General features: G+C 71.5%; 15 protein-coding genes. 5 read left to right on the top strand and 10 right to left on the bottom strand.

Annotated elements, in window-relative coordinates; translation table 11 throughout:
• Positions 1 to 439 precede the first annotated feature (439 nt).
• Entirely contained in the window at positions 440 to 1,393 is a 954-nt protein-coding gene (locus ACWD0A_RS00690; protein ID WP_451293244.1) for a LysR family transcriptional regulator, read from the bottom strand.
• Between the two features lie 91 nt (positions 1,394 to 1,484).
• Between ACWD0A_RS00690 and ACWD0A_RS00685 the strand changes: the two genes are divergently transcribed.
• Both ACWD0A_RS00685 and ACWD0A_RS00680 read left to right on the top strand, forming a co-directional pair.
• Positions 1,485 to 2,327 carry a serine hydrolase gene (locus tag ACWD0A_RS00685; RefSeq protein WP_451293531.1) on the top strand — a complete coding sequence of 281 codons (843 nt, stop codon included), beginning with the start codon at positions 1,485 to 1,487 and terminating at the stop codon, positions 2,325 to 2,327.
• 84 nt (positions 2,328 to 2,411) lie between these two features.
• Positions 2,412 to 3,431, top strand: a complete 1,020-nt coding sequence (locus tag ACWD0A_RS00680; protein ID WP_451293242.1) for an MBL fold metallo-hydrolase — start codon at positions 2,412 to 2,414, stop codon at positions 3,429 to 3,431.
• Here ACWD0A_RS00680 and ACWD0A_RS00675 read toward each other — a convergent pair.
• Genes ACWD0A_RS00675 through ACWD0A_RS00665 form a run of 3 tightly spaced genes read right to left on the bottom strand, consistent with a single transcriptional unit; the run spans position 3,421 to position 6,819 of the window.
• On the bottom strand, positions 3,421 to 4,167 hold the full coding sequence (locus ACWD0A_RS00675) for a succinate dehydrogenase/fumarate reductase iron-sulfur subunit (protein WP_451293240.1): 747 nt from the start codon (positions 4,165 to 4,167) through the stop codon (positions 3,421 to 3,423). The two genes, ACWD0A_RS00680 and ACWD0A_RS00675, sit on opposite strands and share 11 nt — an antisense overlap.
• Positions 4,164 to 6,110, bottom strand: a complete 1,947-nt coding sequence (locus ACWD0A_RS00670; RefSeq protein ID WP_451293238.1) for a fumarate reductase/succinate dehydrogenase flavoprotein subunit — start codon at positions 6,108 to 6,110, stop codon at positions 4,164 to 4,166. Before ACWD0A_RS00670 ends, ACWD0A_RS00675 begins: the two co-directional genes overlap by 4 nt.
• Before the next feature lies 1 nt (position 6,111).
• A complete protein-coding gene (locus ACWD0A_RS00665) occupies positions 6,112 to 6,819 on the bottom strand; it encodes a succinate dehydrogenase (protein ID WP_451293236.1) in 708 nt (235 codons plus the stop codon).
• 93 nt (positions 6,820 to 6,912) lie between these two features.
• On the opposite strand from ACWD0A_RS00665, the gene ACWD0A_RS00660 reads away from it, so the two are divergent.
• A complete protein-coding gene (locus ACWD0A_RS00660; protein WP_451293234.1) occupies positions 6,913 to 7,794 on the top strand; it encodes a LysR family transcriptional regulator in 882 nt (293 codons plus the stop codon).
• Positions 7,795 to 8,142: 348 nt separating this feature from the next.
• Here the strand turns inward: ACWD0A_RS00660 and ACWD0A_RS00655 are convergent, their stop codons facing one another.
• Positions 8,143 to 8,325 (bottom strand): hypothetical protein, encoded by a 183-nt coding sequence (locus ACWD0A_RS00655; protein WP_451293232.1) that lies wholly within the window; start codon positions 8,323 to 8,325, stop codon positions 8,143 to 8,145.
• A 445-nt stretch (positions 8,326 to 8,770) separates the two neighbouring features.
• Between ACWD0A_RS00655 and ACWD0A_RS00650 the strand changes: the two genes are divergently transcribed.
• Entirely contained in the window at positions 8,771 to 9,319 is a 549-nt protein-coding gene (locus ACWD0A_RS00650) for a GNAT family N-acetyltransferase (protein WP_451293230.1), read from the top strand.
• Positions 9,320 to 9,385: 66 nt separating this feature from the next.
• Here ACWD0A_RS00650 and ACWD0A_RS00645 read toward each other — a convergent pair whose 3' ends face one another.
• From ACWD0A_RS00645 to ACWD0A_RS00625, 5 genes are all read right to left on the bottom strand, one after another.
• Complete coding sequence (locus ACWD0A_RS00645) at positions 9,386 to 9,925, bottom strand: DUF4760 domain-containing protein (protein WP_451293228.1); 540 nt, start codon at positions 9,923 to 9,925, stop codon at positions 9,386 to 9,388.
• Between the two features lie 149 nt (positions 9,926 to 10,074).
• A complete protein-coding gene (locus tag ACWD0A_RS00640) occupies positions 10,075 to 10,494 on the bottom strand; it encodes an ankyrin repeat domain-containing protein (RefSeq protein ID WP_451293226.1) in 420 nt (139 codons plus the stop codon).
• A gap of 51 nt (positions 10,495 to 10,545) precedes the next feature.
• Positions 10,546 to 12,708, bottom strand: coding sequence for a putative bifunctional diguanylate cyclase/phosphodiesterase (locus ACWD0A_RS00635; protein WP_451293224.1), 2,163 nt, complete (start codon positions 12,706 to 12,708; stop codon positions 10,546 to 10,548).
• Positions 12,705 to 13,517 (bottom strand): SAM-dependent methyltransferase, encoded by an 813-nt coding sequence (locus ACWD0A_RS00630; RefSeq protein ID WP_451293222.1) that lies wholly within the window; start codon positions 13,515 to 13,517, stop codon positions 12,705 to 12,707. The genes ACWD0A_RS00635 and ACWD0A_RS00630 overlap by 4 nt, the downstream gene beginning before the upstream one ends.
• Positions 13,518 to 13,804: 287 nt before the next feature.
• The gene (locus ACWD0A_RS00625) at positions 13,805 to 14,788 is read right to left on the bottom strand and encodes an SCO0930 family lipoprotein (protein WP_451293220.1); all 984 of its coding nucleotides are present in this window, start codon (positions 14,786 to 14,788) and stop codon (positions 13,805 to 13,807) included.
• Positions 14,789 to 15,512: 724 nt separating this feature from the next.
• Here ACWD0A_RS00625 and ACWD0A_RS00620 point away from each other — a divergent pair.
• Positions 15,513 to 16,028 (top strand): hypothetical protein, encoded by a 516-nt coding sequence (locus ACWD0A_RS00620; RefSeq protein WP_451293218.1) that lies wholly within the window; start codon positions 15,513 to 15,515, stop codon positions 16,026 to 16,028.
• Positions 16,029 to 16,058: the final 30 nt, after the last annotated feature.

Raw genomic sequence — 16,058 nt, 5'->3', positions numbered from 1 at the left:
CGAACTGATCCGGCGCGCCAACGGGGCCGATCGGGCCGCGAGTGAACGGGCGCAGGCAGCTGACCGGATTGCGGCGGTGGCTGCACAGCAGCCCGGCCCGGGACTGCGTACGGCGGCCGAGGCTGGGGCCCTGATCGACAGGGCGGACCGGCTGGCGCGCCTGGCCCGGCACCATGCCGAGGGCTCGGAGCGCGCCCGCGCTGAGGCCGAACGTGCCCGCGGGATTTGCGACACGGTGCAAGATGGTCCAGCAGGAGGCGAACGACCGGCGACGTCGGGTGCAGGGAGCGCGGCCCGCCGGGCCGGGACTGCGCGGCGTGATGTGACAGCGGTTGACCGTGGGCGCCGCACCTGGCGGCTGTCGCCCCGTGCAGGGCCGGTTCGTGCGAAGGTCAGGGCGCGTGCCGGCGGCCGAGGCGGTCGGCACGACCGGCCCTGCTCAGCCGAAGACCACCGACCACGGGCGCGGTGCGTCCCCCGCGTCGCCCATCGGCACCGCCGTCGTGTGGTCGCGCGCCAGCACGTCCGCCGCGACCGCGGCGAACTCCCGCGCGCCCGGGTGCGGGGACCGCCGTGGCCAGGCCGCGCGGATCCGCTGCGTGAGCGGTCGCCCGGCCAGTGGCCGCCACGCCACCCTGGGCTCCTTGCGGGCCACCGGCCCCTGGTCGAAGGCGACTCCGTGGCCCGCCGTGACGAGCCCGATCAGGAACTCGGGGTTACGGGCGTGCCGTACGCGGCCGGGCACGAACCCCGCCGCGCGGCAGATGCCGAGCGTCCTGTCGTACCAGCCGGGTGCGGTGGAGCGCGGGAAGAGGACCAGGTCGTGGCCCGCGAGTTCGGCGAGTGCCACCTCGGGCAGCCGGACGAGGGGCGACGTCCTCGGCAGCACGACTCCGAGGTCGACGCCGGTCTCGGGACCGAGGACGATGTCGGTCGCGTCGACGGGGGCGTGCACCAGGCCGACGTCCAGCCCGCCGGACGCCAGCAGGCGCACCTGCTCGTCCGTCGTCACCTCCTGGAGGTCGACCCGCAGCGCGGGTGCCCGGTCGGCGCACTCCGCGAGAAGGGCGCCGAGGACCGCTGCCGAGGTGTCGGGCGGCACCCCGGCGCGCAGGGTGCCGAGGTCGCCGTCGCGGGCACGCCGTATCAGGACCCGGGTGCGCTCCTCGCGCGCCAGCAGGTCCCGCGCCTCGTCGAGGAGGACCGTGCCGGCCGGGGTGAGCCGGATCTGTCGCCGTGAGCGGTCGAAGAGTTCGGCGCCGAGGTCGTCCTCCAGTCTGCGGACGGCGCGGCTGAGCGGGGGCTGGGCCATGCCGAGCCGCTCGGCGGCCCGCCCGAAGTTCATCTCGTCGGCGACGGCGAGGAAGATACGCAGGTGGCGCAAGAGATCCACGGGACGACAGTAGGCGAGGGGGCGGGGGCTCGGGGTGCGGATCGAGGAGAGGCTGGGCGCGGTGTTCGCGGCGGCGGGTGCGGAGGGCAGGATGCACGCGCTGGACATCGACTGCGGCGGGGACGTGGGGTGCGGCGCCGACGAACCGGTCGTGGTCGCCTCGGTGTTCAAGGTGCTGCTGGTGCTGGAGTTCGCCCGGCAGGCGGCGGCCGGTCAGCTCGATCCGCGGGAGCGGGTGCTGGTCACGGCCGGGCACCGGCTCGGCGGTTGGGGCACGGCGGGGTGCCTGGACGACGTGGAGGTCTCCCTGCGGGACCTCGCGCACTTCGCGATGTCGGTCAGCGACAACACGGCCGCGGATCTCCTGCTGGAGCGGGTGGGCGTGGACACCGTGAACCTGCTGGCGAAGGAGCTGGGGCTCGTGCGCACGCGAATCGTGGGCGGCCCCCGGCAGCTGCTGGAGTCGATGCTCGCGGAGGTGGGGGCGCGGGACGAGCGGGAGTTCGCCGCCCTGTTCCCGGCGTTGTCCCCCGTCGAGGTCGGTGCGCTCGGCGTCTTCGACCCGGCGCGGACGAACGCGAGCACACCCCGGGAGATGACGCGGCTGCTGCGGATGATCTGGCGCGACGAGGCCGGTCCCGCGCAGGCGTGCGCCCAGGTACGGGACCTGATGACACGTCAGGTCTTCCGGCACCGGCTCGCGGCGGGGTTCGGGGACGGCGTGCGGGTCGCGGCGAAGACGGGCACGCTGCCGGGACTGCACAACGAGGTCGGTGTGGCCGCGTACCCGGACGGCGGGCGGTACGCGGTCGCGGTCTTCGCCCGCACGCCCGATCCGGTGGCGAACCGCACGCGGACGGACGTGGCGATCGGCACGGCGGCGCGGACGGCGGTGGATTTCCTGCGCGCCCCGTCCGGTGGACAGAGCAGGTGACCAGGTGTCATACACCTGACGGTATGGGTCATGGGCGGCTCCGGTCTTGGACGCGCACGACCCGGGGCTGATCTTCTGCGCGTCATGAGCGAATTCGAGAACACCACGGAGGAAGGCGGCCGGCGGTCGTTCGTCCGCAGGACGCTGCTGCGCGGCGCCGCGCTCGGAGCGACGGTGCCGCTGCTTCCCGCCGCGGCGGAGACGGCAGGGGCGGCGGAACCGAGCGGCGGCGCGGCCGCGCGGGTACGGGCGGACAGCGCGACCCTGCGCTGGCTCGGCACCTCGGGCTGGCGGGTCGGCATCGGCGGGCGCGGTGTCCTCTTCGACCCGTACATCACCCGTTTCGAGACCGGCCTGTTCGGCCCGAAGGGCAGCTTCGACCCGGACACGGAGCTGACCTGTGACGAGGACCTGGTGGCCCGGCACGCGGGCAGGCCGGAGACCGTCCTGGTCAGCCACACCCACTGGGACCACGTCAACGACGTCCCGTACATCGCGAAGTCCACCGGCGCGCGGGTCTTCGGCACGGAGACGACGTACCACGTGCTGCGGTCCCTCGGGGTCGACGCGGCGCAGCTCAGCGTCGTCAAGGGCGGCGAGGTGCTGGACTTCGGCGATTACACGGTCGAGGTGGTCTCCAGTCGGCACAGCCGCAACGCGAAGTGGTCGTACTTCGCCCCGGGCACGCTGCACGCGCCGCCGCCGCGCGCCCCGCGCACCGTCTCGGACCTGCCGGAGGGCGACACGCTGGCGTTCCAGCTGTCGGTGGCGGGCGGTCCTTCGGTGTTCTTCATGGGCGCGAGCGATGTCGACGAGCGCGCGGTGGCCGGGCTGCGCCCGGACGTCCTGATGGCGGCGGTGCCCTCCAGCCGGGCGACACACCGCTATGTCCCGCGGCTGCTGGATGCGCTCGGCGGCCCCGCGACCGTCGTCCCGGTGCACTGGGACCACTTCGAGAGGCCGCTGAGCGGGCCGCCGCTGCGGGATCCGGTGATGGACCTCGACGGTTTCGTCGCCGAGGTCCGCCGGTGCAGCCCCACTTCCCGGGTGGTCGTCCCTGACTACGCGACGGTCTTCGGGGCGGACCTGACGCCTATCGCCTGACCTTGCGGTTCGCCCGCAGCCACTCCTTGTTCATCGCCGCGATCGACGGCAGCGGGATGCCCTTGGGGCAGGCGGTCGCGCACTCGCCGGTCAGCGTGCAGCCACCGAAGCCCTCCTCGTCCATGGCGGCGACCATGTCGAGCACGCGGGTCTCGCGCTCCGGGGCGCCCTGCGGCAGCACGTTGAGGTGGTTGATCTTCGCCGAGGTGAAGAGCATGGCGGAGCCGTTGGGGCAGGCCGCCACGCAGGCGCCGCAGCCGATGCACTCGGCGTGCTCGAAGGCGAGGTCGGCGTCGGGCTTCGGCACCGGCGTCGCGTGCGCCTCGGGTGCGGATCCGGTGGGGGCGCTGATGTAGCCGCCGGCCTGGATGATCCGGTCGAAGGCGGTGCGGTCGACGACCAGGTCCCTGACGACCGGGAAGGCGGCCGCCCGCCACGGCTCGACGTCGATGGTGTCGCCGTCCTGGAAGGAGCGCATGTGGAGCTGGCACGTGGTGGTGCGCTCGGGGCCGTGGGCGTCGCCGTTGATGACGAGCGAGCAGGCGCCGCAGATGCCCTCGCGGCAGTCGTGGTCGAAGGCGACCGGCTCCTCGCCGCGCAGGATGAGGTCCTCGTTGAGGGTGTCGAGCATTTCCAGGAAGGACATGTCCGGGGAGATCCCTTCCACCTCGTAGGTGGCCATGGCGCCGGGGGCGTCGGCGTTCTTCTGGCGCCAGACGCGCAGGTTGAGCTTCATGCGTAGCTCCGCTGGGTGGGGTGGACGTACTCGAAGACGAGGTCTTCCTTGTGGAGGACGGGGGCTTGGCCCGTGTCCGTGAACTCCCAGGCCGCGGCGTAGGAGAACTCCTCGTCCTTGCGGGCCGCCTCGCCGTCCGGCGTCTGGGACTCCTCGCGGAAGTGACCGCCGCAGGACTCGGTGCGGTGCAGTGCGTCGAGGCACATCAGCTCGGCGAGTTCCAGGTAGTCGACGATGCGGTTGGCCTTCTCCAGCGACTGGTTGAACTCTTCGCCGCTGCCCGGCACCTTGATGCGGCGCCAGAACTCCTCGCGGATCTGCGGGATCCGCTCCAGCGCCTTGCGCAGCCCGGTCTCGGTGCGGGCCATGCCGCAGAACTCCCACATGAGTTCACCGATCTCGCGGTGGAAGGAGTCAGGGGTGCGGTCGCCGTCGACGGAGAGCAGCAGGCTGATCCGGTCCTCGGTCTCGGCCACGGCCTCCTGCACGGCCGGGTGTTCGACGGTGACCGGCTCCTTGTGCGGGTTGCGGGCCAGGTAGTCGTTGACGGTGGAGGGGAGCACGAAGTAACCGTCGGCGAGGCCCTGCATCAGGGCGGAGGCGCCGAGCCGGTTGGCTCCGTGGTCGGAGAAGTTGGCCTCGCCGATGGCGAAGAGGCCCGGGACGGTGGTCTGGAGGTCGTAGTCGACCCACAGTCCACCCATCGTGTAGTGCACGGCGGGGTAGATCCGCATCGGCACCTCGTACGGGTTCTCCGCGGTGATCCGCTCGTACATGTCGAAGAGGTTGCCGTACTTCTCCTCGACCTTCGCCCGTCCCATGCGAGCGACGGCGTCCGCGAAGTCGAGGTAGACGCCCTGGCCGCCGGGGCCGACGCCGCGCCCCTCGTCGCAGACGTTCTTCGCGGCGCGCGAGGCGATGTCGCGCGGCACGAGGTTGCCGAAGGACGGGTACATCCGCTCCAGGTAGTAGTCCCGCTCGTCCTCGGGGATCTCGTTCGGCGGGCGGTGGTCGCCGCGTGCTCTGGGGACCCAGATGCGTCCGTCGTTGCGCAGCGACTCGCTCATCAGGGTCAGCTTGGACTGGTGGTCGCCGGTGCGCGGGATGCAGGTGGGGTGGATCTGGGTGAAGCAGGGGTTGGCGAAGTACGCGCCGCGCCGGTGGGCGCGCCAGATCGCGGTGGCGTTGGAGTTCATGGCGTTCGTCGACAGGTAGAAGACGTTGCCGTAGCCGCCGGTCGCGAGGACGACCGCGTCGGCGACGTACGTGGAGATCCGGCCGGTGACGAGGTCGCGGGCGACGATGCCGCGGGCGCGGCCGTCCACCACGATCAGGTCGAGCATCTCGGTGCGGGCGTGCAGGGTGACGTTGCCCGCGGCGATCTGGCGGGAGAGGGCCTGGTAGGCGCCGAGGAGGAGCTGCTGGCCCGTCTGCCCGCGGGCGTAGAAGGTGCGGGAGACCTGGACGCCGCCGAAGGAGCGGGTGTCGAGCAGTCCGCCGTACTCGCGGGCGAAGGGGACGCCCTGCGCCACGCACTGGTCGATGATCTCGACGGAGATCTGGGCGAGCCGGTGGACGTTGGACTCGCGGGCGCGGAAGTCTCCGCCCTTGACCGTGTCGTAGAAGAGGCGGTGGATGGAGTCGCCGTCGTTGCGGTAGTTCTTGGCCGCGTTGATGCCGCCCTGTGCGGCGATGGAGTGGGCGCGCCGCGGGGAGTCCTGGTAGCAGAACTGCTCGACGTGGTAGCCCTGTTCGGCGAGTGTGGCGCCGGCGGCGCCGCCGGCGAGGCCCGTGCCGACGACGATGACGGTGTGGCCGCGGCGGTTGGCGGGGTTGACGAGTTTGGCCTCGAAGCGCCGCTTGTCCCAGCGTTCGGCGACGGGCCCTTCGGGCGCTTTGGCGTCGGCGAGCGGGGCGCCGACCTCGTAGTCGAGAAAGCTCATGTCAGCTCACCACTTCGGTCATGACGGCGACGGGTACGGAGAGGAATCCGGCGGTCAGTGCGAGCGCCAGCACGTTCGCGACGGTCTTGAGGACGCGGTCGCGGGTGGCGCTGCCGACGCCGAGCGTCTGGGCGGCGCTCCAGAAGCCGTGCCGGATGTGGAGTCCGACGGCGAGCATGGCGACGATGTAGATCACGTTGCCGTACCAGGTGGAGAAGGTGTCCACGACGTTCTGGTAGGGGTGGCCCTCCTGGAATCCGCCCGTGTGCACGGTGCCGGTCGTCAGGTCGAGGAGGTGCCAGACGATGAAGAGGCCGAGGATGACACCGCCCCAGCGCATGGTGCGGGTGGCGTAGCTCGCGCGCGGCCGCTTGTGGACGTAGCGGCTGGGACGGGCCTTGATGTCGCGGCGGCTGAGCTGGTACGCGGAGACCGCGTGCCCGATCACGGCGGCGAGCAGCACCACGCGGACGAGCCACAGTGCCCAGGAGTGGTGCAGGACCGGGGCGCCCATGGTGCGCAGCCAGTGGCCGTACGCGTTGAACTCGCCCGGCCCGAAGAAGATCTTCAGGTTGCCGAACATGTGGGCGACCAGATACCCGAGCATGATCAGACCGCTGACGGCCATGACCGTCTTCTTGCCGATGGTCGATGCCCAGAAGGTGCGCGTCCTGGACGGTTGTCGTTCCGTCCGCGTTGCCAGAGCCATGCCGTCGACGCTAGGGCGAAGAACACGAGAGGTCCAAGACATGATTCTGCTCGGATCAATAGGCTGGCCCTATGGAAGCTCTAGAGTGGTGCCATGCAGCTCCAGCAGCTCCGCTACTTCGTCGCGGTCGCGGAAACCCGTCACTTCACCCGCGCCGCCGAGCGCGTCCATGTCTCCCAGCCCTCCCTCTCCCAGCAGATCCGGGCCCTGGAGCAGGAGCTCGGCGCCGATCTCTTCGCCCGCGCCCGGGGCAACATCGCCCTCACGGACGCCGGTGACGCGCTGCTCCCGCTGGCGCGCCGCATCCTCGCCGACACCGAGACGGCCCGTCGCGAGGTGCAGGAGCTGGCCCAGCTGCGCCGGGGCCGGGTCCGTCTCGGCGCCACGCCGAGCCTGTGCACCGGTCTGCTGCCGCAGGTGCTGCGCACCTTCCACGATCTGCACCCGGGCATCGAGATCCTGATCGAGGAGTCCGGCTCGCACGATCTCGTACGGGAGCTGGCGCGCGGTGCGCTCGACCTGGCGCTCGTCGTGCTGCCCCTGCCCTCGCCCTCGCCGGCGCTCACCACGGTCGAACTGCTGCGGGAGGACCTGGTGGTGATCTCCTCACCGGCGGCCGCGGCGCCGCCGGCTCCGGCGCGGATCGCGGATCTCGCGGGCGAGCCGCTGGTGATGTTCCGCCACGGGTACGACCTGCGGGAGCTGACGGTGGCCGCCTGCCGCGCGGAGGGCTTCGAGCCGTCGTTCACGGTGGAGGGCGGCGAGATGGACGCCGTGCTGGGGTTCGTGCGGGCGGGGCTCGGCGTCGCCGTCGTGCCCAGCATGGTCGCGGAGGGCGCCGGAGGGGACCTGCGGGTCACGCCGCTGGCCCGCCCCGGTCTGCGGCGCACGATCGCGCTCGCCCACCGCAGCGATGTGGCGCCGCCGCGTGCGGCCCGCGAGCTGCAGCGGGTGCTGCTGGACTCGCGGGCCTGAGCGGCCGGCCCAGCCGGAGCGCCGGGTCGAGGATCTCCCGGCTGCGACAGGCGACGCTGAGCCGGACACCGGTCCGCGGATGCCCTGGGTCGGATGCGGTGAAGTGGTCGGCGAGCTGCCGGGCGGCGTCGGGCCGCAGCGGCGTGGTCCGGCCACCGAACGCAGCTGACCATCGGTGTCGCAGCGTCCGGGGACGAGCAGTTGCGGCCGGCCCAGGCTGCCGGTGACTGCGTCGATCATGGCCTCGGTCGTCTCGCGACGGCGGACCTCGAACCAGGCCCGGGCGCCCTGCGCATACCTCTGCCGTCTGCCCTTGACGACGACGCCCTCCACACCAGGGACGCGGGTTCAGGAGGTCAGCCACTCCAGCGCGACGGCCGGGTCGGTCGTCATCGGGCACAGCGTCCATGGGGGCGTCAGACCGTACCCGGTGAACGAGTTCTCCAGGACCTCGCGGCGCCGTTCGTACGGCTCGGTGAGCAGCTCTTGGCCGTCGGCCTGGAGGTCGGCCATGGACAGGAGCCACTCCACCGGGGGGATCGCGTGGGCGATCGCGACGATCTTCCCTTGCGGCTCCTGGGCGACCAGCGGGCTCGCGGTGCCGAACTGGACCGGGAGTCGCCTGCCGGTGCGCAGCCGGTCGGACGATCTCCGCCGGCATCGCCGGGTTGAGGAAGTCCACCGGCTCGAGGAGGGCGTGCAGGACCCCGGGTCGTCGTCGGGGACAGCGGGGCGGATGCGGTACCGCTCCTCGGGCGTAGCCGCCGGCCACGTCCGGTCTGCGGGCGCTGCCGCCTGGCCGGGCCGGGGAACGGGTGTCACCGGGTGACGACACGTGCTGGAACACCGCTGACCGGCAGGGGTCATGTCGGGCATTCGGGCCGGGCGGCGAGCGACGGCGCCGTGGCATGCTCTGGCCCCGCCGGGCCGCGCATGAGAGCAGCGTCAACTGGCCGTGGAATCCTGGGGAGGCTTCGTGATCATCACATGCGCACAACTGGACGATCTGCCCATGCTGCTGTCCTTCCGCGACGAGGCGGCGGCCTGGCTCGGTGAGCTCGGTACCGACCAGTGGCGCCGTCCCTACCCGGCAGACCGCCTGCGGGCAGCCGTCGAGGCGGGGCAGACGTTCGTGGTGCGCGACGGCGGGGCGACCGCCGCCACCGTCACCTTGGCCCCGGTCCCCCCGGAAGGGCTGTGGACCTCCGAGGAGGAGGCCGACCCCGCGCTGTACGTCAGCAAGCTCACCGTGGCCCGCACACACGCCGGGCAGAACCTCGGCGGGCGGCTGCTCAACTGGGGCGGGGACAGGGCGTACCGGTCTCGGGCGGCCTGGGTCAGGCTGGACGCCTGGACGACGAACCGGGCCCTGCACCGCTATTACGTCCGCCAGGGCTTCGAACACGTCCGCACGGTCCTTGAAGGCAGCGCGGTCAGCGGCGGTCCGCGGGTGTCCGGCTGGCTCGCCCAGCGCGCGGCCCGCCCGGCGGAGCACGGTTTCGCGGACCGGACGCCGCCGGCCTGAGGCGGCGGGGGCAGGGGCGGCAGGGTGCGACAGCCTCGAGCTCGGGAGGCGCCACGGCCCTGAAGATCACCTCTGCACAGGGACACTCCTGCCCGCGGGTGGAGCCGGGACGCGCCGCGGAGTCATCAGGGCGGCCAGATGCTCGAGGTCCTCGTAGAGCCGCGGCTCACAGCGGGCATGCCTCTGGCGCTCGATCCACGGTCGGTAGCCCTCCCAGATGGCGATGACCGAGCCGCCCCATGCCCGGTCGATGACTCGCAGGTCGAACGCGTCCGACCGCGCGGCCACGCCGAGATGGTTGTAGATCGTCAGGTAGGCGTAGACGAGCCGTGTCGCCGTGCGGTCACCCGCGTCCATTCGGCCGATCAACGCGGAGACGGCCGCGGGGTCCCGCTCGTCGGGGATGCCCTCGTCGCGCAGTTCCTTGCGCCTGTCCATGGTGGCGGCGAGGTACTCCACCGTCGCCTGCTTGCGCCGTCGGTCATGGTCCAGTGTCGTGGCGCGCGACAGCATCACGAGCTGCCACAGCACCGCGCCGAAGGCGACGACACTGACCAGGAGGGCACCGAACGAGGCGACCAGGGACCAGCGCTCATACGACGTCACGACCGCACACTCTACGCAACTCGCCGATGCCGCACACCGGTTCCTGGCCTTCGGCCGGGTAATGCAGCCGTCCATCAGGGGGCGGCGGGGCCGCCCGCGCCGGGAACCTCCCGGGCCTCCTACGAAGAGGCAGGAGGCCTGACCAGCGCCTACCGGTTCTGCCCAGCACCGGGCACGTGAACGGCCACGTGGTAGTTGCCGATCGGATCGGCAAGACCGCGCGGGCTCACGCACTTCGCGTTCTGCAGCTCGGGATCGGCTCCGACGTCCAGCAGTAGCCGGAGCGTTGCCGGATCACCTCGGTAGTTGAACACCGCATTGAACAGAGCGGTGTTGCCGTTGCTGTCGCCGACGTCCACGGACGCACCCGCCGCCAGGAGGATCTCTGCGGCCGGCGCAGCCTGGGACTGCGCGGCGAAATGCAGGGGCGTCATCCCAGCCTTGTCCGCAAGGCTGGGATCCGCCCCATCCGCCAGGGCCGCCCTCAAGCCGGCGACGTCTCCGTGCAAGGCGCCGTAGTGCACCAAAGTGCGACCCATCCAGTCCCGACCCTGATCCTCATCCGCCATGACGCCCATCCTCTCCGAGCTTGACGGAAGAGACAGGGGCTCCCCACCGGATCAGACCGCGTCCGCCAGGACCAGCGCGTGGATGCGGTCCGGCGCACCGGGCCGTGCGTAGTACCAGCCCTGGGCCGTGTCGCAGCCGAGCTCGCGCAGCTGCTCGGCCTGGGCTCCGGTCTCCACGCCCTCCACGGTCACGGCGAGTTCGAGACTGTGCGCCAGCGACACGATGCCCTCGACGATCTTCAGATCGACGGGGTCGGCGGGGTGCTGCTGCATCCCCTGCGTGAAGGAACGATCCAGCTTGAGCACGCTCACCGGCAGTCTGCGCAGGTTGGCCAGGTTCGAGTAGCCGGTGCCGAAATCGTCGAGCGCGATGTCCACGCCCATCTCGGCGAGTTGGCGCAGCGGCTTGAGCAGGTCCTCGTCGGCGCCGATGAGCGCGGACTCGGTGACCTCCAGGCACAGGGCGCCGGGCTCCAGGCCCGAGCGCTCCAGTACGTCCACCGTGTCCGCGACAAGCCCCGGGTGCTGGAGCTGGGCCGGCGAGAGGTTGACGTTGATGCGCAGCGGGCCGCCGTCGGTGTGCCGAATGCTCCAGAACCGGGCCTGCCGTACGGCCTCCTGGAGAACCCAGCGGCCGAGCGGCACGATCAGCCCGGTGCGTTCGGCGAGCGGGATGAACCGGTCGGGCCCGAGCACCCCGTACTGCGGGTGGCACCAGCGCACGAGCGCCTCGGCGCCGTGCACGCTGCCGTCGCCGAGGTGGACGAGCGGCTGGTACTCGATGAAGAACTCGTCGCGCTCCAGCGCGGCGGGCAGGGCGTTGGTCAGCCCGTGCCGGGTGATGGCGCGGGCGTCGGCCTCCGGGTCGGCCAGCTCGAAGCGGTTGCCGCCCGCCGACTTGGCCCGGTACATGGTGATGTCGGCACTGCGCAGCACCTCGGCGCTGGTCCGCTCGCCCCCCGGGCCCTCGACGATGCCGATGCTGCCGCGCACGGTGAACTCGCGCCCGTCGACGGTCACCGGCGAGGCGAGCGAGCCGAGGATGCGGGAGGCGAGCTCGTCGACCTCGCGCTCGGTGTCGGGTCCGGTGGTCAGCGCGACGAACTCGTCCCCGCCGAGCCGGGCGACCATCTCCCCCGGCGCGGTGGCACAGCTCTGCAGCCGGTCGGCGACCTCCACGAGCAGCCGGTCGCCGGTGGCGTGTCCGAGGCTGTCGTTGATGGCCTTGAAACCGTCGAGGTCGAGGTAGCAGAGCCCGAAGCGGGCGCCGTCACCGGCCGACACGGCCTTCTCGAGCCGCTCGAAGAACAGGGTGCGGTTGGGCAGTCCGGTCAGCGCGTCGTGCGTGGCCTCGTAACGCAGCCGCAGGTTGAGGAGCCGGCGCTCGGTGGTGTCCTCGAGGAGGGCCAGCTGGTACTGCGGGGCTCCCTCGGCGTCGCGCAGCAGCGAGACGGTGAGGTTGGTCCACAGAACCGTCCCGTCGTTGCGGTAGAACGGCTTCTCCGTCCGGTAGTGCTCGCGCTCGCCGCGCACGAGTTCCCGGTAGAGGTCCCAGACCTGGGGCCGGTCCTCGGGGTGCACCCACTCGGTGACCTTGCGGCTGCGCACGTGGTGTTCGAGGCCGCCGAACATCTGCATGAGGGTGTCGTTGACCTCCAGCAGATTGCCGTCGAGGTCGGCGATCCCGATGCCGATCGCGGCCCCGTCGAACACCGCCCGGAAGCGGACCTCGGTGGCGTGCATCGCCTCCAGGGCGTCGTTGCGCGCGAGCAGCGAGGAGCGGGCGATGGCCTCCTGCTCGGCGAGGGTGCGTTCGCGCAGCGCCGCCGCGAACCCGGCGGCGACGGCGTGCTGGAGCCGGGCGCAGCGCGCCCTGCTCTCCTCGGCGGTCTGCTCCTGGTCGCCGCAGTACAGCACGAGGTACGACTCGACGACGCCGAGCGTGCGGCTGAGCGCGTCGGGATCCGTGCAGTGGGCGTCGACGAGCGACCTGCCGATCCGCTGCCCGGACTGCGGGTTGAACGGGCGCTCGCGCAGTACGCGGCACAGGTCCCGTGCCACCGGCAGCAGATGCTGTTCCAACTCCGGCCGGGTGAGCGACGTCGACGTCACCGGGAAGACGGCCCGGCTCCAGATCGTCGCGAACCGTCTGAGTCTGTCCTCAAGGGCGTCCGCCTCCGCGTCGGGACCGGTCGCCTGCGACGACGGCTTCACGCCTTGCGCCCCACCCCGGAGAAGCCCGAGAAGGCATATGGGTCCTCCTGGTCGACGGGGGTGTCGGGCCGCCAGTGGGGCATGGCGACCAGGCCGGGCTCGACCATGTCGTATCCCTCGAAGAAGGCCGCGATCTGCTCGCGGGTGCGCATGACCAGGGGGTTGCGGATCTCGTCGTAGACGGCGACCGCGCCGCCCGCCACGTCCTCGGGGACCGGTATCCCCTCGTACGAGGCGTGGGTGATGATCAAGAGGCTGCCGGGAGCGAGCGCGTCACGCAGTTCCGCCACCGCGGCGTACGGATCGTCCTCGTCCTCGAGGAAGTGCAGTACGGCCACGAGCAGCAGGGCCACCGGCCGCTCCAGGTCGAGCAGCCCGGTGACCTCGGGGCTGTCGAGGATCTGCCCCGGCTTGCGGAGGTCGGCGCAGACCACGTCCGACCGCTCGTCCCCGGCGAGTATGGTCCGGCTGTGGGCGACGGCCACGGCGTCGTGGTCGACGTAGACGACCCGGGCCTCGGGGTCCGCCGCTCGGGCCACTTCGTGGACGTTGCCGAACGTGGGAATGCCGGAGCCGATGTCGAGGAACTGGCTGATCCCCTCGCCCACCGCGTAATTCACGGCCCTGCGCATGAACGCGCGGTTCGCCTGCATGATCTTCGGGAGGCCCGGCATGAACCGCATCGCCTTGCGCGCCGCTTCCCGGTCGGCCTCGAAATTGTGCGAGCCGCCCAGGTAGAAGTCGTAAATGCGGGACACGCTCGGCACCGATATGTCGATGCTCTGCGGGGCCCAGGCGGGACGCTCCATCGATGTCTCCAACAAGTCGCCACGGCGGATCGGCCATGTCCATGGCCAGCGTTCGAGCCGAGGCTACTGATCGCCCGCCAAGAGGGCGAGCCCAAACGGAAATTAGCGGTCCGTTCTTGGTCACACGTCGTCGTCACGTACGCGGGTCATGACCGATCGTCACGGGACCGCGGTACGGTCACCCCGCACATGCGGCCGGCCCGCCGTCGCACCCTGGGGGGTGCGAGGCGGGCCGGCGGGGGGCCTTTCCCCGAGAAAGGCCCCGGGTCGGAGGCGCGGTGTGGGGACTACTTGGGCGCTCCGACCGGCTTGCCCTCCGGCGACACGGCGTACCAGGTGCCGCCGACGCCCTGGCCGTTGGTGTCACCGGGCTTGGCGTCGCCGGAGAAGGTGTAGATGGGCCAGCAGTCGATGGTCTGCTGCTCGATTCCGTCGGGCCGGTCGAAGGTGACGAAGCCCTTCTTGAGGATTCCCTCGGTGTCGTTCTTGTCGACGGGCTCGACGACGGGCCACTTCTCCAGGCACTCGCCGGTGCAGGCCGTCTTCATGGGCCAGGCCGAGTCCTTCATGAAGCGGTAGACGGTCATGCCGTTCTTGTCGACGACGATCTCGCCGAGCTTGGGGTCGTTGCGTACGGACAGGCCCGCGAGATCCGCGGCCTCGCCGCCCTCATCTTCGCCGCCCTCCTTCTCGCCGCCCTCGGCACCGCCGCCGGGCGCCGCCTTCTTGCCGTCGGGGGCGGACGCGTACCAGGTGCCGCCGACGCCCTGGCCGTTGACGTCGCCGGCCTTGGTGTCCTTGGCGTAGCGGTACATGGGCCAGCCGTCGATGGTGAGCTGCTTGGTGCCGTCCTCCCTGGTCACCTCGCCGATCAGGGACGGGTCGACACCGGGCGCCGCGGTCGCGCCGCCGGCGGCCACGACGGGCCACGCCTTCGCGCAGTCCCCGTCGCAGTTGGACTTCGGCGGCTTCGCGGTGTCCTTGTCGAACCGGTAGAGCGTGAAGCCCGCGCTGTCCGTGACGACCTTGCCGAGGTCCTTGCTCTCCCAGACGGCGAGCTGGCCCGCGGGCTTGGCCGCGGCCGCCTCCCCCCCGGCGCCGGATCCGTACCCGGCGTCCGCTCCGTAGCCTCCGCTGCCTGGCTGCGCGGGGTTCGCGGCGCCCACCGCCTGGCCGGGGGTTTCGGTGCCCTGGTCCTGACCGCACGCCGTCGTCAGCGCGAGTACGGCCGCCGCAGTCACCGCGAGCGAGGCGTTCCGCCAGGTGTTCATGTCCACTCCCGTAGTTCTTCCAGCCGGATCCGGCGCCTGGGGGCGCCGTTCATGGCCCTAGGTACGGACGGGAGAGCGGCCTGTGTTCAATGCGCGCGAAAAAAATCTTCGAAGCCGGCGCGGACACGAATGGGGAAATCCCGGTGGCACCAGGTGAATTCACCCCGATCCGGCAGTGCGGGAAATGGCTTGAACTCAACTCAACCATGTGGCCCTTGCGTCACTCCGGCGCCGGTGTCTCAACAGCAGCGGTCCCGTGCGGGGCGCATCCGTGTACGCAGTTCTGTGCTCCCCTTGTGCCCCGAATCCTCCATTCGACGACCAGTTCCGCACCGGTACGGGTCCGCGGGCAGGATCGCCCTCTCTGCGAGCCGGGGCGCGGTGGGTGAAGCGATGACCGGCCATTCCATCGGCGCGAGACGCGCCGTCGTCGGCCGCCGGCCGTGTGGGTCCGGCCCCGTCGTACGAGTCCAGGACAGGACGGCTCTCCCCGATGCTGCCGGGCCCCGCGAACAGCAGCGTCGTCGCCCTTCGCATCGCCGACCCGTACCGATACGCCGACACGCCCGGCATCTCCCCCGCTTGGCGCAGCGTTATGCCCCGTTTGACCTACACCGATCGCGTCCGTCCCACGCCGCTCTTAACGTTTCGGTGATCGAGGAGCACTCCCCGACCTGTGCGGAACGGTTCCGCTACTGCTCCTCGAGGACCCGGAGGTCCGACCATGCGCGCGATACGTGCCGCGTCCGCCGCTCTGCTCGGAGCGGCCGCACTCGCCCTGACCGCTCCCACCGCAGCCTTCGCCGTGAACAACACGCCGTACGACTTCCGCGTGACGCCCTCGACCGTCGCCCCGGGCGGCCGCGTGACCCTGACCGCGGGCGGCTGCCCGAGCACGACCACCGTGACGTCCGGTGTCTTCGACGCCGTCACCATCCCCCAGAACGGCGCGGCCACGGCCGTGGTCGACCGGGACGCCAGACCGGGCGCCGTGTACTCGGTCCAGTTCAACTGCATCGGCCGGATCGGCACCCTCGATCTCCGGATCTCTGGCGGCACCTCCACACCGACCGTGAGTTCCACGACGACCATCGCCCCCTCGGGTGTGGGCGGCGGCCTGGGCGGCAGCTTCGAGGACATGAACACGACCGAGGTCGTGGCGGGCGGGGTCCTGGTCGCGGCCGCCGCCACTGCGACCGTCCTCGTCGTCCGCAGGCGCGCGGCGCACCGCCGTCACTGATGGGCGGCCAACGCCCTTCTCAACCGGACC

The sequence above is a fragment of the Streptomyces sp. NPDC002867 genome (assembly GCF_053591895.1).
Note: the sequence above shows the minus strand (reverse complement) of the source record. Positions and strands in the feature narration are given on the sequence as shown.